The sequence below is a fragment of the Solicola agrisoli genome (genome assembly GCF_049059935.1).
Classification (GTDB): Bacteria; Actinomycetota; Actinomycetes; order Propionibacteriales; family Nocardioidaceae; genus JAURVT01.
Window position 1 is genome coordinate 17125 of the sequence record NZ_JBMGQR010000040.1, and the last position, 20189, is coordinate 37313.

The window sequence follows — 20189 nt, forward strand, 5'->3', positions numbered from 1 at the left end:
CGGGGCCCCACCCCGTGCCACACCCCCTCCGGGGAGAAAACCCCACAGGCTCCTCCCCAAGCGGTCCGGACTTCGACATAGTGTCAACAACGCGGACGCAGCGGCTCGGGGCCGAGGCGAGCGAGGGGACCTCATCGTGACCACCCACCAGGACGACGCCGTGCTCGCGCTCGGCCGCGCCATCGAGCAGGCTCCCGACCCCACCGCGGTCGTCGACCGCATCGTCGCCGCCGCGGCGCGCACCATCGGCTCGGGCCTCGCCGCCGTCACGCTGAGCACCGGTGACGACGCGACCCGCACCGCCGCGGCCGTCGGCGACCTCGCGCGGCGCGCCGAGGACCTCCAGCACGCGCTGGCCGCGGGGCCGTGCCTGATGGCCGTCGACGCCGACGACGTCGTCCGGTCGGACGACCTGTCGGTGGACACCCGGTGGCCGCGCTGGGGGCGTGCCGCGGCCGAGCTGGGTGTCCGGAGCCTCCTGTGCACACCGCTCGTCGTCGGGGGCCGCACCCTGGGCACCCTGACGGTCTACGCCACCGAGGTCGGCGCGTTCGCCCGCACGGACGAGTCGCTGGTGCACCTGTTCGCCCACCCCGTGGCGCTCGGTCTGCTCGCCACCACCCGACAGCTCGACTTCACCCGCGCCCTGGCCACCCGCACCGCCATCGGCCAGGCGCAGGGCATCCTGATGGAGCGGTTCACGCTCGACGCCGACCAGTCCTTCGACGTGCTCCGGCGCTACTCCCAGTCGCTCAATCTGCGTCTCGCGGACGTGGCCGACGACCTCACCCGCACCCGCCTGCTCCCCTCGGCCGCGGCCGACGTCGACGCCGACCTGGCCGCACGGGTGCGACGGACCGACCCGTTCCCGCAGCGCCCGGGCCTGGTGGGCCAGGTCTCGAAGCTCCTCGAGCTGACGACCGAGGACCTCCCCGCCGACGTCCTGCTGCGCCGGCTGTGCGAGGCGGCGGGCGCCGTCGTGCCGTCGGACGGCGTGGGCGTCATGGTCACCGACGACGGCCGCAACCGCTTCGTGCACGCCACCACCGAGCCGGCCGCCGAGCTCGACCGGCTCCAGGAGGAGCTGCGCACCGGGCCCTGCCGCGAGGCCGCCGAGACCAGCAACCGCGTCGTGGTCGACGACCCCGCCGGGCTGCACCGCTGGCCACGGTTCGGTGACGCCGCCGACCGCCTCGGCATCGCGACCCTCGCCGCCGTGCCGCTGGTCAGCCGGGGACGGTGCTGGGGCGTCCTCGACCTGTACCGGCAGGACACCGCGGCCTGGACCGAGGACGACCTCGCCGTCGCCACGCTGCTGGCCGACGTCGCCACCGCGCACCTGGTGACGGTCGCCGACCGCGAGGAGTCCAGGCTCGCCCGCATCCAGCTCGGCTACCACAGCACGCACGACGCGCTCACCGGTCTGCCCAACCGGGTGCTGCTCTTCGACCGTCTCGAGCGGTCCCTCGCCGCCTCGGCCCGCAGCGGCTCGGGCGTGGTCGTGCTGTTCGTCGACCTGGTCGAGTTCACCCTCGTCAACGACGTCCACGGCCACCGGGCGGGCGACCAGGTGCTCCGTGAGGTCGCCCGGCGCCTCGGCACCCTGGTCACCGACGGCGGCACGCTGGCCCGGCTCGGGGGCGACCAGCTGGTGCTGGTCCACGACGAGCTCGACGGCGCCGGCGCCGAGGCGGCAGGACGCACCCTGGCGGCGGCCGTCCACGAGGCCCTCACGCCCCCGGTCGAGCTCGAGGCCGGCCAGGTGCAGGTCGCGGCCAAGGTCGGCGTGGCCGTCGGTGCCCCCGGCATGTCGGCCGAGGAGCTCGTCGACGAGGCCGACAACGCCATGTTCGAGTCCGACGCGCTGATGCAGGGCGAGGTCGGCGTGCGCGACTTCTCGGCACACAGGCGTCCGTCCCGCCGTCCCGAGATGGTGCGCGACCTGCCGCTCGCCCTGGAGCGCGAACAGCTGGCCGTGCACTACCAGCCCGTCGTGACGGCGACGTCGCCCTACCCGGTCGTCGCCGTCGAGGCCCTCCTGCGCTGGCGCGACGCCGACGGCCACGTCGTGCCCGCACGGTCGTTCATCGACCTGGCGGTGCGGCGCGGGCTGATGCCGGCGTTCGGCACCTGGGCCGTCGAGGAGGTCTGCACCCGGCTCGCCTCCTGGCGTGACGAGCTCGGCTACCTCGCCCCCGCGACGGCGTACGTCAACCTCAGCGCCCGCGAGCTCAACGACCCTTCCTTGCCCGCCACCCTGGCCGCCGCCACCGAGCGGCACGGTCTCGATCCCTCCCAGCTCGGCCTCGAGGTCGTCGAGGAGAGCTTCGTCCACGCCGGGCTGGTGCACCGTCTCGCCGAGCTGCGCGGGCGCGGTCACCCCCTCGCGATCGACGACTTCGGCACCGGGTACTCCTCGCTGTCGCGGCTGCTCGACGTCCCGGCCGACGTGGTGAAGATCGACCGCGCGTTCATCGACGGTCTCCCCCGCGACAAGCGGCGCAGCAGGTTCGTCGAGTCGATCGTCCAGATGGCCACCTCCCTGGAGGTCCGTGTCGTGGCCGAGGGCGTCGAGACCACCGAGCAGCGCGACTTCCTGGCCGACGCCGGGTTCGACCGCCTGCAGGGGTTCCTGTTCGGCCGGCCCATGCCGGCCTCCGAGCTCGTCCCCCAGCTGGCGGCGCGCGAGGAGGTGGTGCTCGTGCACCACCTGCTGAGCGGCGAGAGCGTCGTGGTCGGTCGCGGCTCGGCGCTCAGCGCCCTGATGCGGTGGTTCCGGCACGGGCCCGTCGACGTGCTGGACGCCGTCGAGGACCTGCAGGAGGCCCTCCTGGAGCATCGTTCGACCCGCTCGCTCGAGAACTACCTCGGCGTCGAGGTCACCAGCGCCTGAGGCTCGGGTCGAGTCCCTACTACGAACTGACGACTTTTTTTGGTCGTTCCGGCCCGCGTCGGCGTGTCGCTTGACTACGGTCGTGCCGTGCCCCGCCCCCGTCGTCACGCCCTGACCGCTGCCGTCGCCGTCCTCGCGGGCGTCGTCATGGTCCTCGGCCCCGCGGCGACGGCACCCGCGTCCGCCGCCACCACGCCGAAGCTGACCTCGTTCTCGCCCCGGACGGGCGAGACCACCGGTGGCACCCGGGTCGTGGTCAAGGGCAAGCGCTTCTCCTCGTCGGTCAAGGTCTGGTTCGGGTCCACCCGGGCCACGAAGGTCAAGCGTCTGTCGTCCACCAAGGTCGTGGCGTGGTCGCCCGAGGTCGCCTCGGCCCGGTCGGTCCGTCTCAAGCTCCGTACGCGCGGCGTCACCGTGCGCAGCACCAAGACCTTCGCCTACCGCGCGACGACGACGCGGCAGGTGCCCGACCTCGTCGATCTCGGCACCGACCGCCTCGTGCCGGGCGCGAGCCTGCTGCGCGGGCAGTCCCTGACCTCGGCCACCGGCGCGTACCGCGTCGGGCTCCGGGCCGACGGCGTCCTGCTGCTGGTCCCCCGGAGCGGTGCCGTCCGTCAGGTCGCCGGCGTGCCGGCCGGCACGAGCCTGCAGATGCGCCCCGACGGCGCCCTGGTGGCGATCGGGACCGCAGGCCAGGTGGTGTGGTCGAGCGGCACCGGGACGCCCGGCGCCGAGCTGGTCGTCCACGACGACGGGAGCCTCACCGTCAGCGCCGGCGACACGGTGCTGTGGCGCGCCGCGCTGCTCGTGGCGCCGGTCCGCGGTGACGACTACCCGGCCTCGCTCCGCGCCGCCGCCCGCACCTCGGTGGTCGACCCGTGGCGCTTCTACAACCGCGAGTGCACCTCGTTCGTCGCGTGGCGGATGAACCAGGTCAACCAGGTCGCCTTCACGAACTTCATGACCGGCCCGAACGGCACCGCGGGCCGCTGGAGCAACGCCGGCACCTGGGGCACCAACGCCAGGAAGATCGGCTACCGCGTCGACAAGGTCCCCGCCGTGGGCTCCATCGCCTGGTACTCCGGGCGCCACGTCGCCTGGGTCTCGCGCGTCAACGCCGACGGCACCGTGCTCCTCGAGGAGTACAACTGGTCCAACCCCGGCGGCTACGGCTCCCGCACGGCCACGGTGTCCGCGATCTCGGGCTTCATCCACGTCAAGGACCTCTGAGCGCGCCGGTTCAGCCACGTACGGCTGGGCCTGGCGCCTGCCTGGCCAGGCGCGTCGGCGAAGGCGAACCGCCCTCGCTCGTCGAAGCCGACAGCAACGCCGCCAGGCGGGATGCCGGGGTCAGCCGCGGGAGATCTTGATGCCGTAGTGGGCGACCTTGCGGTAGATGGTGGCCCGGCTCATGCCGAGCTCCTCGGCGGCGGCCTTCATGGTGGTGCCGGGGCGTGACAGGCTGCGCACGATCTCGTCGCGCTCGAGGGTCTCGATCCGGGTGAAGCGGTGACCCGAGCCGTCGACCACCTCGGCGGGCAGGTGCTGGACGTCGACGACGTCGGTGCGGCCCACGGCGCGGCGGACCACCTGCTCGAGCTCGTCGACGTTGCCCGGCCAGTCGTGGCCCTCCAGGGCCCGGGTGGCGGCGGCGGTGACGTCGACGTCCCGGCCCCGCACGCGCCGGGCGACGTGGCGGACCAGCGGCATCACGTCGTCGGTGCGCTCGCGCAGGGGTGGCACGTGCACCACCGCCTCGACGGTCGACGCGAGCGAGGCGGGCACGGACGCGAGGTCCTCGGCGGTGAACGAGTGCGGGAAGTCGACCGGGCCGTCGCGCGGCGGCACCAGGTCGCGCAGGGACAGCCGGGCTCCGTCGAGCAGGCGGCGCAGGTGGTCGGCGGTGACCGACGGCAGCGTGTCGACCTCGCACATGACGACGGCCGTGGCCGACTTGCCGAGCTCGGGCGTCCACAGCGACAGCCAGGCCTCGACGTCCTGCGGCGCCGGCGGGCTCGCACTGAGGATCCGGTGGCGGGGGCGCGCCCGGCGCTGGGCCTGCGCGAGCAGCGTCGCGCGTCCGGCGCCCCGCTCCCCCACGGCGGCGACCACGCGCCCGTCGCGCATGGCAGCCTCGGCCTCGGCGACGGCGTCGGTCCAGGCCGTCGAGAGCGACTGCAGCGACCCCGAGCCGGGTTCGAGCCGGGCCGCCTGCACGCGGAACACCTCGCCCCGCGGCGCCGGCCGCGCCGCACGTCCGCGCGACCTGGCCAGCATCAGCGCCGCGGTGTTCCCGGCTGCGGACTGCGCGAGCGCGAGCAGCAGGTCGCTGGACGAGCGCGACCAGGTGGTGATGTTGACGGCGCCCTCCAGCCGCCCGGTCACCGGGTCGAGCACCGGCACGGCCGCGCACGTGTAGGTGCACAGGCTGGTGCTGTAGTGCTCCTCGGCGCGCACCACCGACGGCAGTCGGTCGGCGAGCGCGAGCCCCAGGCCGTTCGTGCCGGCCTCCCGCTCGGAGAACGCGAAGCCCGGCGCGAGGTGCACGGCGTCGAGCGAGCGCAGCAGGGAGGTGTCGCCGCTGAAGCGGTCGAGCACCAGGCCGGCGTCGTCGGTGAGCATCAGGCTGACCGGCTCGGACAGCAGGGTGCGGTGCAGCCCGGCCAGCACCTCGCTGCCGCACGAGCGGAACAGCGAGTCCGGCGTCGCGGTGCCCGAGAACACGGGCTCGACCTCGTCGAGGGAGACGCCGTAGTCCTCGCTGCGCTGCCAGGAGGCCAGCACACGGTCGGGCACGGCGGCCGCCGAGCGGCCCGCGGCACGCAGGGGGACGGCGTCGTCGTCCACGCGACCACCTCCACTCCCGGTTGTGACCGACGTTACATCGGGGGCCCCGGTCGGCCCATGCGGCCGAGTCTCATATTGAGACACGGCGACCCGTGCCCGGCGCCCGATCGGTTCCTACTGTCGGCCGTGGAGGTGTGACACCAGTCACCCCGGACCGGAGGAACGCCATGTACAGCAAGGACGGCGAGAACTACTTCATCGTGGACGCGCACGTGGCGCTCTGGGACGCCAGGCCCGAGAACCAGCGCAACATCCACGGCAAGCAGTTCATCGACTGCTTCTACGACTACCACCGCAACCTCAGCCCCGAGTCCGAGGTCTGGTCCTACGAGGACTACCTCTACCAGGGCGGCGAGCGGCTGATGAAGGACCTGTTCACCGACGGGTACGTCGACCACGCCATCTTCCAGCCGGCCTACCTCTCGGAGTTCTACAAGACCGGCTTCGGGCAGTCCGAGGAGGCGTTCGCGCTGACCCAGAAGCACCCCGACAAGCTCACCTACAACCACAACTTCGACCCCCGCAACGGCGAGCAGGGCCTGGAGCAGCTGCACGCCGACGCCGAGAAGTACGGCCTCAAGGGCGTCAAGCTCTACACCGCCGAGTGGCACGGCGAGTCGCGTGGCTGGAAGCTCGACGACCCCTGGGCCGTCCGCTACTTCGAGGCCTGCCGCGAGCTCGGCATCACCAACATCCACGTCCACAAGGGCCCCACCATCCGTCCGCTCGACCGCGACGCGTTCGACGTCGCCGACGTCGACCACGTCGCGAGCGACTTCACCGACCTGAACTTCGTGGTGGAGCACTGCGGCCTGCCGCGCCTGGAGGACTTCTGCTGGATCGCCACGCAGGAGCCCAACGTGCACGCCGGCCTCGCCGTCGCGATGCCGTTCATCCACACCCGCCCGCGGTACTTCGCGCAGATCATCGGCGAGCTCATGTACTGGCTCGGCGAGGACCGCATCCAGTTCTCCTCCGACTACGCGATCTGGACGCCGCGCTGGCTCGTCGAGCGGTTCGTCGACTTCCAGATCCCCGAGGACCTGAACGAGTACGCGCCGCTGACCGTGGACCAGAAGAAGAAGGTGCTCGGCCTGAACGCGGCCAAGATGTACGACATCCCGGTGCCCGCCGAGCTGCAGCTGGCCGACGCCGACGAGACCGCGACCGGCCCGCGCGAGCCCCAGCGCGCGGACCTGGCGTCCGTCTGATGGCGGTCGCGACGGTCGAGGCCACGCACGGCCCGACCGAGGAGCAGGCGTTCGGCGCCCTGGGCGTCGTCCTCGACCCCGAGCTCGACGAGCCCATCACCGACCTGGGGTTCGTCCGCTCGCTCGAGGTCGACCACGGCGAGGTGACGGTGCACCTGCGCCTGCCCACCTCGTTCTGCTCGCCGAACTTCGCCTACCTGATGGCCTCGGACGCCAAGGACGTGCTGACGACGCTCGACGGCGTGCACCACGTCCACGTCGAGCTCGACGACCACCACGACTCCGAGATCATCAACCGCGGCCTGGCCGCGGACGCGGGGTACAAGGGCACGTTCCTGCACGAGGCCGAGCAGGACCTCGACGAGCTGCGGGCCACGTTCCGCCGCAAGGCCCACACAGCCGCGATGGAGCGGTGCCTGACGGCCCTGCTGCGCGAGCGCGACGACCTGCCGGAGGCCGAGCTCGGCACCGTCCGGCTCGCCGACCTCCCGGCGACGCCCCACACCGACGCGCTGCTGCGTCGGCGCGAGGCCGTCGGGCTGCCGACGGACGACGACGCCGTCGTCATGGTCGACCACGAGGGCCGGACCTTCACCCCGGACGAGGTGCCGATGGCGCTGCGCCGGGCGAGGTCCACCCGCATCTCGATCGACGGCAACGCGCACTTCTGCCGCGGCCTTCTGGCCACCCGCTACCCCGGTGCGGACGGCGACCAGACCGCCCGCACCGACGGGGCCGAGCCCTCGGACCCGACGTTCATCCCCCTCGCGACGCTGAAGGAGCGACGTCCATGAGCACCATGAAGGCCATCCAGGTGGTCGGGTACCACCAGAGGCTCGAGATGACCGAGCTGCCCGTCCCCGAGCCCACCGGCCCGTTCGACGTCGTGGTCAAGATCGGCGGTGCGGGGGTCTGCCGGACCGACCTGCACATCCTCGAGGGGCAGTGGGAGGAGAAGTCCGGCGTCACGCTGCCGTACACGATCGGCCACGAGAACGCGGGCTGGGTGCACGCCGTGGGCAGCGCCGTCACCAACGTCTCCGAGGGCGACAAGGTGATCGTGCACCCGCTGATCACCTGCGGGCTGTGCCGCGCGTGCCGCTCGGGCGACGACGTGCACTGCACGCAGAACCAGTTCCCGGGCATCAGCACCGACGGCGGGTACGCCGAGTACCTGCTCACGTCGGCGCGGTCGGTGGTGAGGATCGACGACTCGCTCGAGCCGGCCGACGTCGCGGCGCTCGCCGACGCGGGCCTCACCGCGTACCACGCGGCGGCCAAGGCGGCGCGCACCCTGCGCCCCGGCCACAAGGTCGTCGTCATCGGAGCCGGCGGGCTCGGGCACATCGGCATCCAGGTGCTCAAGGCCATCACCGCCGCCGAGATCATCGTCGTCGACCGCAACGCCGACGCCGTGAAGCTGGCCCAGACCATCGGCGCCGACCACGGCATCGTGGCCGAGGGGACGCAGGTCGAGCAGGTGCTCGAGCTGACCGGCGGCGACGGCGCCGAGGTGGTCGTCGACTTCGTCGGCGAGGGCGGCGCGACGGCCGAGGGCGTCGCGATGCTGCGCCAGGCCGGCGACTACCAGGTGGTGGGGTACGGCGAGAACATCGACGTCCCGACCATCGACATCGTCTCGGCCGAGATCAACTTCATCGGCAACCTGGTGGGCTCGTACAACGACCTCACCGAGCTGATGGTGCTGGCCGCCCGCGGTGACGTCACCCTGCACACCCAGAAGTACGCCCTGGACGACTTCCAGACCGCGATCGACGACCTGGACGGCGGTCGCGTCCGCGGCCGCGCCATCCTCACCCCCTGACGCGGGACGACCCTCCCGTCCGCGATCCGAAGCCTTGTGGTGCTCAAACCCCCGGGATGAGCACCCGAAGGCTTCAGATCGCGGACGGGACGGGTGGGCCGGCGACGCGTTCGAGCACGCGCAGGGAGCCGGTGACGGACACCTCGGCGAACTCGCCGCCGTCGATGGCCTCGCGGTAGATGCGGTACGGCGCCTGACCGCCGTCGGCGGGGTCGGGGAACACGTCGTGGACGACCAGGGCGCCGCCGAGGCGCACCCACGGCGCCCAGCCGTGCAGGTCGGCCTGCGCGGCGGCGTCGGTGTGCCCGCCGTCGACGAACACCAGGTCGACCGGGGTGCGCCACCACCGCGACACGTCCACCGACCGACCGACCATCGGCACGACGACGTCCTCCAGCCCGCCCTGCTCCAGGGTGCGCCGCAGCAGCGGCAGCGTGTCGATCAGGCCGGAGACGGGGTCGACGAGCGAGGCGTCGTGGTACTCCCAGCCCACCTGGTGCTCCTCGGAGCCGCGGTGGTGGTCCAGCGTGACGACGCTCGACCCGACGGCCCGGGCGGCGTGCGCGAGGTAGATGGTCGACTTGCCGCAGTAGCTGCCGATCTCGACGACGACACCGCCGTCACGGGCGTAGGCCGTCACGGCGGCGTGCAGGGCGGCGCCCTCGTCGGTGGGCATGAAGCCGCGCACCGACCCGGCCAGGGCGGCGAGGTCGTCGGGCAGCGGGGTCACGGCGTCGGGCACGGACATGCGTCGGTCACCTTCCAGTCGCAGGCGGGGAGGTCGACCCCCCGGAACAGGCCGTGGGCGGGCGTCGTGCGCGAGAGCGCGTCGGCGGCCAGGACGACGGTGGCCGCTGTCCAGGTGGTGCGCTCGGCGGGCCAGCGCTTGCCGTCGCTGAACACCAGGCCGGTCCAGTACGAGCCGTCGTCCTCGCGCAGGTGCTGGACGTCGGCGACCAGCGCGCGGGCCTCGTCGGTGCGGCCCACGACGTCGAGGGCCAGCGCCAGCTCGCACGTCTCGGCGCCGGTCACCCACGGGTTGGTCGAGACGCAGCGGGCGCCCAGGCCGTCGACGACGAACTCGTCCCACCGCGCGTCCAGGTGCGCCTCGGCGCGCTCGCGCGGCAGCGAGCCGCCGAGCACCGGGTAGTACCAGTCCATCGCGTGGGTGGGCTTGGGCTCGAACAGGTCGGCGTGGTCGTCGAGCGCGTGCCGCAGACGGCCGGCGGCGAGCTCCCAGTCCGGGCGGCTCTCGCCCACGACGTCGGCCAGCGCGAGGGCGCAGCGCAGGCTCAGGTGGATGCTGGCGTTGCCGGTGACGAGGGCCTCGGGCAGCACGCCGCCCGGCGCGGACGCCCACGCCACGGCGCCGTCGAGCCGCTGCAGCGCGAGCGCGGCGTCGACCCCGCGGGCCACCGCGGACCACATGACGTCGACGAACGCGCGGTCGCCCGTCAGCGTCCAGTGGTGCCAGACGCCGGTGGCCAGGTAGGCGCAGAAGTTGGAGTCGGTGTGCGGGTCCTCGACGGCGTCGTCGCGGTAGCGGATCGCCCAGGACCCGTCCGCACGCTGGGTCCTGAGCGACCAGGCGTAGGCGCGCTCGGCGTCGTCGACTCGTCCGGCGACCGCCAGCGCCATCGCCGCCTGGACGTGGTCCCAGGGGTCGGTGTGCCCGCCGTCCGACCACGGCACGGCCCCGGACGCGTGCTGGACCGACGCGATGCTGTCGGCGGTCTGCCGCACCTGCGCGGCGGTGAGCACGCCCACCAGGGCCGGCGTCACGACGTGAGCGGCTTGCGGAAGTACAGAGCCACGCTCTTGCCGATCACCGGGTCGAGCGCCTTCTCGGCCAGACGGGTGGCGGCGGGCGCCTGCATCATGTCCCACACGAGCAGGCGGTGGTAGGCGCGCACCAGCGGGTGCTGCTCGCGCCCGACACCCACCGCGCACTTGAGCCACCAGAACGGGGCGTGCAGGGCGTGCGCGTGGTGGCGGTGGGTCTCCTCCATGCCGGCGGCGACGACCTTCGCGGCGAGCTCGTCGGCGCGGTAGATGCGCACGTGCCCGCCCTCGTTGGCGTGGTACTCGTCCGACAGCGCCCAGCAGACGCGCTCGGGCAGCCAGCGCGGAACCGTGACCGCGAGGACGCCGCCGGGCGCGAGCACGCGCACCAGCTCGGCGATCGCACGCTCGTCCTGCGGCACGTGCTCGAGGATCTCCGAGGCCAGGACGACGTCGAACTCGCCGTCGTCGTAGGGCATCTGGAGCACGTCGCCCACGCGCACCTCGGCGCTGCCACCGGGCGGCACCTCGCCGGCGGCGTCGAGCGCGCCGAACATGTCGTCGACGCCCTTGAGCTCGACCTCGTCCATGTCGAACGCGGTGACGACGGCGCCGCGTCGCAGCGCCTCGTAGGAGTGGCGGCCGGCGCCGGCACCCACGTCGATGAACCGGGTGCCGCGCCCGACGCGGAGGCGGTCGAAGTCAACGGTCAGCATGGGGGGCTCCTCTGCGGGTACGGGCCGCGGTGACGGCCTCGTCGTAGGCACGGACGGTGGCGCGCGCGACCGACGTCCAGCTGTAGCGCTCGAGCGCGCGGCGACGTCCGGCCTCGCCGAGACGCCTCCGCTCCTCGGGGTCGTCGAGCAGCGCGCGCACGGCGGCGGCCAGCGCCTCGGGGTCCCCGGGCTCGACGAGAACGGCGTCGTCGCCCACCACCTCGGGCAGCGCGCCCGCGCGGCTCGCGACGACGGGCGTCCCGCACGACAGCGCCTCGACGGTGGGCAGCGAGAACCCCTCGTAGAGCGACGGCACGCACATCACCTCCGCCGAGGCGATGAGCGCGGCGAGGTCCTCGTCGCTCAGGCCGCTGCTGACGTGCACCGCGTCGCCGAGGCCGAGCTCGGCGATGCGCCGCTCGGTGGGCCCGCCGGGCTCGAGGTTCGAGACGAGCTGGAGCTCGACGTCGTGGTCGGTGCGCAGCTTGGCCATCGCCTCGAGCAGGTGCACCACGCCCTTGAGCGGACGGTCGGCGCTCGCGACGGCGACGATGCGTCCGGGCACCCGGTGCTCCGGCGGCGCGAACAGGTCGGTGTCGACGCCGAGCGGCACCACCCGCATCCGGCCGGGGTCGAGCTCGAAGTCGTGCACGGAGTCGGCGGCCGAGGTGCCGGCCACGGCGAGCACCACCGGGATGCGGCGGGCGACACGGGCCTGCATGGGCACGAACGAGTACCAGCGCCGCACCGACAGCCTCCGCCGCCACGACGCGGCCTCGAGCTCGACGGCCCGGTCGCGGCTGATCGGGTGGTGCACGGTGGCGGCCAGCGGGACGCCGCGCCGCAGCAGCGCGAGCAGCCCGTAGCCCAGGCTCTGGTTGTCGTGCACGACGTCGAACTCGCGGGCGCGCTCGCGCATGAGCCGGGCCACGCGCAGGCTGAACGTCAACGGCTCCGCGAAGGCGCCCGTCAGGGTCAGGGCGTACTCCAGGACGTCGGCGCGGCTGGTGAACTCCTCGCGCCGCGGACGGCGGAACGGGTCGGGCTCGCGGAACAGGTCCAGGCTCGGCACCCTCGTCAGCCGCACACGGGGGTCGAGGTCCTCGGGGTAGGGCTGGCCGGAGAACACCTCGACCTCGTGACCGAGCTCGACGAGCCCGCGGCTGAGGTGGCGCACGTAGACGCCCTGTCCGCCGCAGTGGGCCTTGCTCCGGTACGACAGCAGTGCGATCCGCACCGGGCCTCCTCGTGGACGTGGTTCGACCCCATCATGCCCGGTCCGGTCGCGCCGACTACCAGCGAGTAGGACGCGACCGCGGCTCGGGCCCCGTCTCGTCCCGCTGGAGGAGGCCGGTTGCCGCCGACACCCATCGGGTGTGACATGGAGCACACCCGTCCCCCGGAGGTCTCCGTGCGCCGCCCCCACCCCCTCGTCGCCGCTCTCGCCGCCGCCGCGCTCGCCGTGCCGCTGCTGGCCACCTCGGTCGCCGTCGCCGACGACGGCCACCGCGACGGGCCCCGCTCCACGCGCACGCCCGAGCTGTCCACGTCGACGCGTCTGGCCGACCGGCGCAGCCTGGTGGTCGGCGACCGGTTCTGGCAGATGGGCACCGAGGACGGCGGCTACCCCGCCACCGGGTTCCACACCCGCGGGGAGATGGGCGGCTTCTGGACCCCACCCGTCAAGGTGCTCGACGGGCTGTGGTTCCGGCTCGGCGACACCTGGCTCACGTCGCGGCGGTACACCAACGGCTGGGGCTACCAGGAGATGGACCTCGGCACGCACGGCGGCGTCTCGGTGACGCGCACCGACTTCGCGCCGGACGGCCTGCGGGCCGGGCTGGTCGGGCTGCGCCTGTCGTCCCGGCGCGCCACCACCGTGGACCTCGCCGTGGACGCCCACTCCGAGCTGATGAAGGCCTACCCGTGGGGCGAGACCACGCCCGGCCAGAGCGACTACAACCTGCAGGACACCGGTGCCGTGTCGGGACGGAGCCTGCTGTTCCGCGAGGACGGCACCCCGCCGGTGGCGAACGCCGAGGGGCACCACTACGCGGCCCTCGTGGGCTCGGACCTGACACCGACCGGCACGTCCCTCGGCCCCGACCACCGCGGCCCGCAGGACCCCGCCGTCATCTGCCCTCCGTCCGGCGAGGGCACGCCCACGCAGCCGGCGCGCTGCGACGACACCGCCTACGGCCGGGGCACGGGCGGGCAGCTGCGCTACCGCGTCACGGTCCCGGCCGGCGGGCGGACGGTGTGGTTCTCCGTGGACGGGTCAGACCGGGGTGTCGCCGACGCGCGCGCCCAGCAGGCCGCGGCCCTGCGACGTCCCGCCGCGCTGCTCCGGCGGACGATCGCCTCGCGCCGCGAGGTGGACGCCCGCACGCGGGTGAGCCTGCCGGGCGACCGTCTCCTCGAGCGCAGCATCGCCTGGAGCAAGCAGAACCTGGCCCAGTCGGTGCAGGAGTCGCGCGACCTGCAGGTGCGCACCGCCAACGCGGGCGAGAGCTACCCCGCGCCCACCGGGACGGTGCGCAGGGCCCGCTGGTTCGGTGCCGGCTTCCCCGACTACCCCTGGCTGTTCGCGACCGACGGCGAGTACTCGGCCTACGCCGCGGTGGCGAGCGGGCAGATCGACACCATCAAGGCGCACCTGCGGGCGCTGCGCGACGTGAGCCTGGCCGCGAACGGCACCAGTGGCAAGGTCGTCCACGAGGTGACGCCCGACGGCACGGTGTTCTTCGGGGCCAACGCCGACGCCGGCAACACCGACGAGACCGCCAAGTTCCCCAGCATCGTGGCGCTGGTCTGGCGCTGGACCGGCGACGACGCCTTCCGCAACGAGATGTACTCCTTCGCCCGCAGCAACATGCGCTACATCTACCGCGAGCTCGACGCCGACGGCGACGGCTGGCCCGAGGGCAACGGCAACGTCGAGACGCCCGGCCTCGGCGAGGAGAAGCTCGACAACGCGGTCTACACGATCCGGGGCCTGCGCGACCTCGCCGACCTCGCCACGTCCGTGGGCGACGACGCCACGCGACGGTGGGCCACGACGAAGGCCCAGGACCTCGAGAGCCGGTTCGACCGCACCTGGTGGTTCGGCCCGACGGCCGACCAGTACGCCGACTCCCTCGACGGACCCGACAACACCCGCGTCTTCCAGCGGCACTGGATCGGGCTCACCCCGGTCGAGGCCGAGCTGACCCGCCCGGGCCGGGTGGACGGCCCGCTCGCGCCGCTCGACCACGCCCGCACGCTCGTGGCCAAGCGCGAGGAGCCCTGCTTCACCGGCACCTACGGGCAGTACCACACCGGTTCGGGGCGGACGAGCGTCACCGACGACGTCGAGGGCCCGAGCTGCGACTCCGCGGTCTCGACGGTGCCGGCGCTGCGCACGGCCTTCACGCTGAACACCGCGCTGATGGCGGTGGCCGAGGGCGCCCTCGGACGGATGGGCGCGAGCCAGCAGCGGCGCTACACCGACGCCAACGCGACCGTCCAGCTCGACCCAGACGTCTGGGAGCTGCCCGGGGCAATGCCCGAGATCGCCCCGTCGCCCGACGCGGGCACCAACATCGACAAGCTCTTCACCGAGCGCTCGATGGTGCTGCAGGCCTGGGGCACCTACGGCACCGTGTGGCCGGTCGTGCACCAGCAGCTGGGCATCGCCCCCGACCTCGGCCGCGACGAGCTCGCGGTCGTCCCGCAGGTGCCGGACGGCCAGCGCACCGTCGCCGGGAGCAACGTGCGCCTGGGCTCGGGCGCCGTCGCGGTCACGGCGACGCGGAGCACGTCGACCCTGCGGACCCGCGTGCGCCAGACCCGCGCCTGGCACCTGACGATCGGTGCGCTGGTGCCGGCGGGTGAGCGCGTGCGGGAGGTCAGGCTCGACGGCCGCCGGGTGCGCCCGACGATCGTCACGACCGCCCGCGGCACCGAGGTCCGCGTCGACGCCGGGTCGTCCCGGGGGACCAGCCGCCTGACGGTGTCGCTGCGCTGAGGCGGCGTCGTCAGGACTTGCGGTTGTAGATCCGCATCGCGATCGGCGCGAAGACCGCGGTGACGGCGACGGACAGCGCCACGACGACCAGCACCTCGCCGGACGCGGGCTCGCCGTCCATCAGCCCGCGGGCGGCCTCGACGAGCAGCGTCACCGGGTTGACGTCGACGAACGCCTGCAGCCAGTCGGGCATCGTCTCGGGCGGCGCGAACACCGAGCTGACGAACGTCAGCGGGAACAGCACCATCATGGCGACGCCCATCACGGCGTTGGGGGTGCGGAGCTTGAGCCCGAGGATCAGCCACAGCCAGCTGAGCGAGAAGCAGAACATCAGCAGCAGGGCCACCGCGAGCACGACGCCGCCGAACCCGCCCGGCGCCCGGTAGCCGATGACCACGCCCACGAGCAGGACGATCGACGAGGCCAGCAGGTAGCGCAGGGTGTCGCCGAGGAGCGCCCCGACGAGCAGCGACGGCCGCCAGACGGGCAACGACCGGATCCGGTCGAAGACGCCCTTCTCGATGTCGGTGTTGATGGTCATCGCGGTGTACATCGTGATGAAGACGACCGTCTGCACCAGGATGCCGGGCAGCGCGTACTGCAGGTACTCCCCCGGCGAGCCCGACACCGCCCCGCCGAACACGAACGTGAACATCAGCGTGAACATGATCGGGAACATCGTCACGTCGAACAGCTGCTCGGGGACGTGCTTGATCTTGAGCAGCGCCCGCCACCCGAACGTCAGCGAGGACGCCAGCGCGGTGGCGCGCGGCGGACGTGCCGAGGAGCCGAGGGCGGCCACCACCTTGGCGTCGAGGGTCGGTGTGGACGTCTGCTGCAGGTCGGTGCTCATGCCGGGACCTCCTGGCCGGTCGGGGTGGAGTCGTCGGGGTCGTCCTCCGGGGGACGGCCGGTGAGGGCGAGGAAGACCTCGTCGAGGCTGGGCTGGCCCAGCGCGTACTCGCTGACGACGAGCCCGTGCTCGCCGACGCGGTGCAGCGCACCGGCCACGGCGGACGGGTCGTCGACGCGGATCGTCATCGCCGCGACGTCGGACTCGAGCACGGGCTCGGCCCGGAGCGACTCGGCCAGCAGCCGGGCCACCTCGTCACGGTCGGCCGGGTCGGCCACCCGCACCTTGACGGCGCCCGACCCGACCGACGCCTTGAGCTGGCCGCTGGTGCCCTCGGCGATGACGCGTCCGTGGTCGATCACCGAGATCCGGTCGGCCAGCTGGTCGGCCTCCTCGAGGTACTGCGTGGTGAGCAGGATCGTGGTGCCGGCGCCGACGAGCGCGCGGACGATCTCCCAGACCTGGTTGCGGCTGCGCGGGTCGAGGCCGGTGGTGGGCTCGTCGAGGAACATCAGGTCGGGACGGACCACGATGCTGCCGGCGATGTCGATGCGTCGCCGCATGCCGCCGGAGTACGCCTTGACCTGCTTGCCCGCCGCGGCACCGAGGTCGAACGCGTCGAGGAGCTCGGTCGCGCGGTCGCGGGCGGCGGATCGCGAGTACCCGTACAGCCGGGCCAGCAGGACGAGGTTCTCCAGACCGGTGAGGTCCTCGTCGAGCGAGGCGAACTGCCCGGTGAGCGCCACCCGCGAGCGCACCTCGGCGGCCTCGTCGACGACGTCGTGCCCGAGGACGCGGGCGGTGCCGCCGTCGGGCACCAGCAGCGTCGCGAGCATCCGGATGACGGTGGTCTTGCCCGCGCCGTTGGGCCCGAGGACGCTGTGCACGCCGCCGGACGAGATCGCGAGGTCGACGCCGTCGACGGCACGGTTGTCGCCGAACACCTTGACGAGCCCGTGGGTCTCGATCGCGAGGTCGGTCATGGCTGGTCCCTCCTGCGGTGGGCCGGCGGTCACCGGCTCCCTGCATGGTCAGACCAGGGTCCGACCAGAACTCATCGGGACGCGGTCAAGAATCTCCACACCGTGCGTCGGCACCCGTCGGGCTGGCTAGCATGGATCTCGACGTTCGGCGAGACGGGACCGGGAGGAACACCATGCGTGGAGACGCCGAGAGGTACGTCCGCGCCGTCACCCACGGACGGGACGTCCCCGTCGGCGGGTACCGCTACGAGATCGCCGCCGACCGCTGGACGCTGTCCGACGACGTGCGTCGCATGCTCGGCCTCCCCGAGGACGAGGTGATGACCACCCAGACCCTCGTCGACTTCCAGCACCCGGACGACACCGCCACCGTGGCCGAGGTGGCCGACGCGGTCACGCAGGGCCGCTCGTTCCACCAGTTCTACCGGATCGTCACCCGCACCGGCCGCACGCTCTCGGTGCTCGGCGTCGGCCAGGTCGTCGACGGCGAGCCCGACCAGGGCCCGATGATGGTCGGCTACCTGATCGACCTGACCCCGATGGCCCGGCGCAGCGACCTCGACCGCGAGTTCGCCGCGGTCATCGCCGACTTCGACGTGCTCGACGAGCCGGCCCGGCGTCACGCGCTGTTGTCGAAGGCGCGGGGGATGCTGATGGGGATCCTCGACGTCGACGACGCGCAGGCGTCCGACCTGATGCGCGAGTGCGCCACGCGCACCCACACCGACGAGCACACCGTCGCGGGCCACCTCGTCCAACACTTCCAGCGGGCCACCGGCATCCGACGCTCGCTGCCCGAGCTGCGGCACGAGGTCGACGACGTCCTCGACCAGGACTGACCTCCGCGCGGCTCAGACCGCGGCGGCCACCTCGCGGGCGCCGAGCTCCTCGCGCTCACGGGTGGTCAGACCGCCCCAGACGCCGAACGGCTCGCGCACCTGCAGGGCGTGCTCGAGGCACTCCTTGACCACGGGGCAGCGGGCGCAGAACGCCTTGGCGGCGTCCTCGCGGCGGGCGCGGCGCGGGCCGCGCTCGAACTCGGGCGAGAAGAAGGTCTCGGGGTCGGCGTCGTTGCACGCGCCCTCGTACTGCCAGTCGTAGGTCTCGTGGATGGGCATCGGGAGCCGTGAGAGGTTCGCCATGATGTGATCTCCTTCGTCGCGCCCCGTCATGTGCCCGGCGCGAGCTGGCGCCGAAGAACTTGTTCAGAACCTAGCCAGAACTTGGTCACGAGCACAAGGGAGGCGACCCTTGGTCATTCAATGTTCATCTACATCCGGGGGTCGACCGGGTGCGCTCGACGGCCCACCGGGGCGGCCCGGGGTCGCTGTCGCCGCGGTCGGCGACGCACTGCAGCAGGGTCTCGACGGGCACGCCGATGGCCCCGGACCACAGCACCATGGCCCGCCTGCAGTGCGCGGCGTCGAGGTGCAGGAGCCGGGCCACGTCGGCGACCGTGGCCGGCGAGCAGCCGTCCGGGTCGACGGGCCGCAGCCGGGGAACGGTCGCGTCCGACCGTCGGTGCAGGTGCAGGTGGTGGAGCGCCATGGTGCGTCCTCGAGTCGCGTGCGGGCGTCCGGCTGCGGGTCCAACCGATGCGTCAGCCTAGGACCGCCGCGGCGCCCCCGACCGGCTCGCGGATGGTCTTGAGGCAACGCGGAGCAGGCGTGGACCTGTCTCAGAGGGACCGTGAGCGCTGCTCGCGCCCGGGCCCGCCGTACGGGTAGTCGGCGGTGTCGGGCTCGCTGGCGGCGTCGAGCACCTCGACCTCGGCGGCCTCCAGCACGAGGTCGGCCGAGCCGAGGTTGTCGACGAGCTGCTCGGTGGTGCGCGCGCCGAGGATCACCGACGTGACCGACGGACGGTCGCGCAGCCAGGCGAGCGCGACCTGCGCCATCGTCGCCCCGCGGCCCTCGGCGACCTCGCGCACGGCGTCGACGACGTCCCAGGTGCGCTGGCGCGAGGAGCGTCCGGCGTAGGCCTCGACCCCGCGCTCGGGGTCCTCGCCCAGCCGGGTGGCGCCGGTGGGCTCCTCGTCGCGCCGGTACTTGCCGGTCAGCCAGCCACCGCCCAGCGGCGACCACGGCAGCAGGCCGAGCCCGGCGTCCAGGCAGGACGGCACGATCTCCCACTCCAGCTCGCGCACGAGCAGGTTGTACTGCGGCTGCAGCGTGACCGGGGCGTCCCAGCCGCGCTCGCGGGCCAGCGCCACCACCTTCTGGACCTGCCAGCCGGTGTAGTTCGACAGACCGACGTGCCGCACCTTGCCGGCGCGCACGGCGTCGTCGAGCGTCGAGAACGTCTCCTCGAGCGGGGTGAGCGGGTCGAACGCGTGCACCTGGTAGAGGTCGACGCAGTCGACGCCGAGCCGGGTGAGCGACGCGTCGAGCGCGCGCTGCAGGTGGCGGCGCGACAGCCCGACGTCGTTGACGTCGTCGCCCATGGGGAAGCGACCCTTGGTCGCCAGCACCACCCGGTCGCGCACCTCGGCCGGGCGCGCGGCCAGCCAGCGGCCGATCATCTCCTCCGAGACGCCCGCGTTGTAGACGTCGGCGGTGTCGACGAGGTTGCCGCCGGACTCGACGAACACGTCGAGCTGGTCGTGGGCACCCTCCTCCCCCGTCTCGGCCCCGAAGGTCATGGTGCCGAGGGTGAGTGCGGAGACGACGGTGCCGGTGCGGCCCAGGGTGCGAGTGATCATCTGGCCATCGTGGACCCTCGAGCGCGGTCTAGCGCAAGAAGCGCTCGGGGTCGAAGTCGTCGAGCGCGATGATCTTGACGCGCGGCAGCGGCACGTTGAACGCGCCCACGTCGTCCTCGAGGTCGTGGACGGGCATGTCCATCGCGGCGTACTGCGTGCTCGCGAACTCGCGCAGCGCGAGCAGCCCCACGCGACGCTCGCCGTCCATCAGCGCCCTCATGTGCGGTGCGAAGTCACCGTCGTGGCTGACGAGCAGCACGTCGGCGTCGTGGCCGACCAGCGCGTCGAGGGTGAGCTGGACGCCGATGTCCACGACCTTCTGATCCGGACGGCCGGCCAGCGGGACGGGGCGGTAGCCGATCGCGACGAGGG

At 73.1% G+C, this 20189-nt stretch carries 17 protein-coding genes and 1 pseudogene; 7 read left to right on the plus strand and 11 right to left on the minus strand.

What is annotated here, in order from left to right:
- Positions 1 to 136 precede the first annotated feature (136 nt).
- Complete coding sequence (locus ACI6PP_RS14365) at positions 137 to 2893, plus strand: bifunctional diguanylate cyclase/phosphodiesterase (protein WP_421112285.1); 2757 nt, start codon at positions 137 to 139, stop codon at positions 2891 to 2893.
- Positions 2894 to 2980: 87 nt separating this feature from the next.
- Positions 2981 to 4123, plus strand: coding sequence for a CHAP domain-containing protein (locus tag ACI6PP_RS14370; RefSeq protein WP_421112286.1), 1143 nt, complete (start codon positions 2981 to 2983; stop codon positions 4121 to 4123).
- A 120-nt stretch (positions 4124 to 4243) separates the two neighbouring features.
- Here ACI6PP_RS14370 and ACI6PP_RS14375 read toward each other — a convergent pair whose 3' ends face one another.
- Positions 4244 to 5740: an AAA-type ATPase lid domain-containing protein gene (locus ACI6PP_RS14375; protein ID WP_421112287.1), complete on the minus strand. Its 1497-nt coding sequence runs from the start codon at positions 5738 to 5740 to the stop codon at positions 4244 to 4246.
- Positions 5741 to 5907: 167 nt separating this feature from the next.
- Between ACI6PP_RS14375 and ACI6PP_RS14380 the strand changes: the two genes are divergently transcribed.
- The 3 genes from ACI6PP_RS14380 to ACI6PP_RS14390 are packed head-to-tail and all read left to right on the plus strand — an operon-like array spanning position 5908 to position 8776.
- Complete coding sequence (locus ACI6PP_RS14380; protein ID WP_421112288.1) at positions 5908 to 6951, plus strand: amidohydrolase family protein; 1044 nt, start codon at positions 5908 to 5910, stop codon at positions 6949 to 6951.
- Positions 6951 to 7745, plus strand: coding sequence for a metal-sulfur cluster assembly factor (locus ACI6PP_RS14385; protein ID WP_421112289.1), 795 nt, complete (start codon positions 6951 to 6953; stop codon positions 7743 to 7745). The genes ACI6PP_RS14380 and ACI6PP_RS14385 overlap by 1 nt, the downstream gene beginning before the upstream one ends.
- Positions 7742 to 8776: an NAD(P)-dependent alcohol dehydrogenase gene (locus ACI6PP_RS14390; protein WP_421112290.1), complete on the plus strand. Its 1035-nt coding sequence runs from the start codon at positions 7742 to 7744 to the stop codon at positions 8774 to 8776. Before ACI6PP_RS14385 ends, ACI6PP_RS14390 begins: the two co-directional genes overlap by 4 nt.
- A gap of 73 nt (positions 8777 to 8849) precedes the next feature.
- On the opposite strand, the gene ACI6PP_RS14395 is transcribed toward ACI6PP_RS14390, so the two are convergent.
- From ACI6PP_RS14395 to ACI6PP_RS14410, 4 genes are read right to left on the minus strand one after another with little or no spacing between them, the layout of a single operon-like run.
- Positions 8850 to 9524, minus strand: coding sequence for a class I SAM-dependent methyltransferase (locus tag ACI6PP_RS14395; protein WP_421112291.1), 675 nt, complete (start codon positions 9522 to 9524; stop codon positions 8850 to 8852).
- Positions 9503 to 10558 (minus strand): prenyltransferase/squalene oxidase repeat-containing protein, encoded by a 1056-nt coding sequence (locus tag ACI6PP_RS14400; RefSeq protein WP_421112292.1) that lies wholly within the window; start codon positions 10556 to 10558, stop codon positions 9503 to 9505. The genes ACI6PP_RS14395 and ACI6PP_RS14400 overlap by 22 nt, the downstream gene beginning before the upstream one ends.
- Positions 10555 to 11274: a class I SAM-dependent methyltransferase gene (locus ACI6PP_RS14405; protein WP_421112293.1), complete on the minus strand. Its 720-nt coding sequence runs from the start codon at positions 11272 to 11274 to the stop codon at positions 10555 to 10557. The genes ACI6PP_RS14400 and ACI6PP_RS14405 overlap by 4 nt, the downstream gene beginning before the upstream one ends.
- Positions 11261 to 12511: a glycosyltransferase family 4 protein gene (locus ACI6PP_RS14410; protein ID WP_421112294.1), complete on the minus strand. Its 1251-nt coding sequence runs from the start codon at positions 12509 to 12511 to the stop codon at positions 11261 to 11263. Before ACI6PP_RS14410 ends, ACI6PP_RS14405 begins: the two co-directional genes overlap by 14 nt.
- A 174-nt stretch (positions 12512 to 12685) precedes the next feature.
- Here ACI6PP_RS14410 and ACI6PP_RS14415 point away from each other — a divergent pair, with 174 nt between their 5' ends.
- Positions 12686 to 15280: a glucosidase family protein gene (locus ACI6PP_RS14415; protein WP_421112295.1), complete on the plus strand. Its 2595-nt coding sequence runs from the start codon at positions 12686 to 12688 to the stop codon at positions 15278 to 15280.
- 10 nt (positions 15281 to 15290) lie between these two features.
- Here the strand turns inward: ACI6PP_RS14415 and ACI6PP_RS14420 are convergent, their stop codons facing one another.
- Together ACI6PP_RS14420 and ACI6PP_RS14425 are read right to left on the minus strand one after the other, a co-directional pair.
- Positions 15291 to 16133 (minus strand): ABC transporter permease, encoded by an 843-nt coding sequence (locus ACI6PP_RS14420; protein ID WP_421112296.1) that lies wholly within the window; start codon positions 16131 to 16133, stop codon positions 15291 to 15293.
- The gene (locus tag ACI6PP_RS14425) at positions 16130 to 17116 is read right to left on the minus strand and encodes an ATP-binding cassette domain-containing protein (protein ID WP_421112297.1); all 987 of its coding nucleotides are present in this window, start codon (positions 17114 to 17116) and stop codon (positions 16130 to 16132) included. Before ACI6PP_RS14425 ends, ACI6PP_RS14420 begins: the two co-directional genes overlap by 4 nt.
- A gap of 173 nt (positions 17117 to 17289) precedes the next feature.
- Here ACI6PP_RS14425 and ACI6PP_RS14430 point away from each other — a divergent pair, with 173 nt between their 5' ends.
- Entirely contained in the window at positions 17290 to 17955 is a 666-nt protein-coding gene (locus tag ACI6PP_RS14430) for a PAS domain-containing protein (protein WP_421112298.1), read from the plus strand.
- Positions 17956 to 17967: 12 nt separating this feature from the next.
- Here the strand turns inward: ACI6PP_RS14430 and ACI6PP_RS14435 are convergent, their stop codons facing one another.
- From ACI6PP_RS14435 to ACI6PP_RS14450, 4 genes and pseudogenes are all read right to left on the minus strand, one after another.
- Positions 17968 to 18258 carry a WhiB family transcriptional regulator gene (locus ACI6PP_RS14435; protein ID WP_421112299.1) on the minus strand — a complete coding sequence of 97 codons (291 nt, stop codon included), beginning with the start codon at positions 18256 to 18258 and terminating at the stop codon, positions 17968 to 17970.
- Positions 18259 to 18382: 124 nt separating this feature from the next.
- The gene (locus ACI6PP_RS14440; RefSeq protein WP_421112300.1) at positions 18383 to 18664 is read right to left on the minus strand and encodes a hypothetical protein; all 282 of its coding nucleotides are present in this window, start codon (positions 18662 to 18664) and stop codon (positions 18383 to 18385) included.
- 130 nt (positions 18665 to 18794) lie between these two features.
- Positions 18795 to 19817: an aldo/keto reductase gene (locus ACI6PP_RS14445; RefSeq protein ID WP_421112301.1), complete on the minus strand. Its 1023-nt coding sequence runs from the start codon at positions 19815 to 19817 to the stop codon at positions 18795 to 18797.
- Between the two features lie 28 nt (positions 19818 to 19845).
- Positions 19846 to 20189, minus strand: a pseudogene (locus ACI6PP_RS14450) (NYN domain-containing protein); the annotation flags it as partial.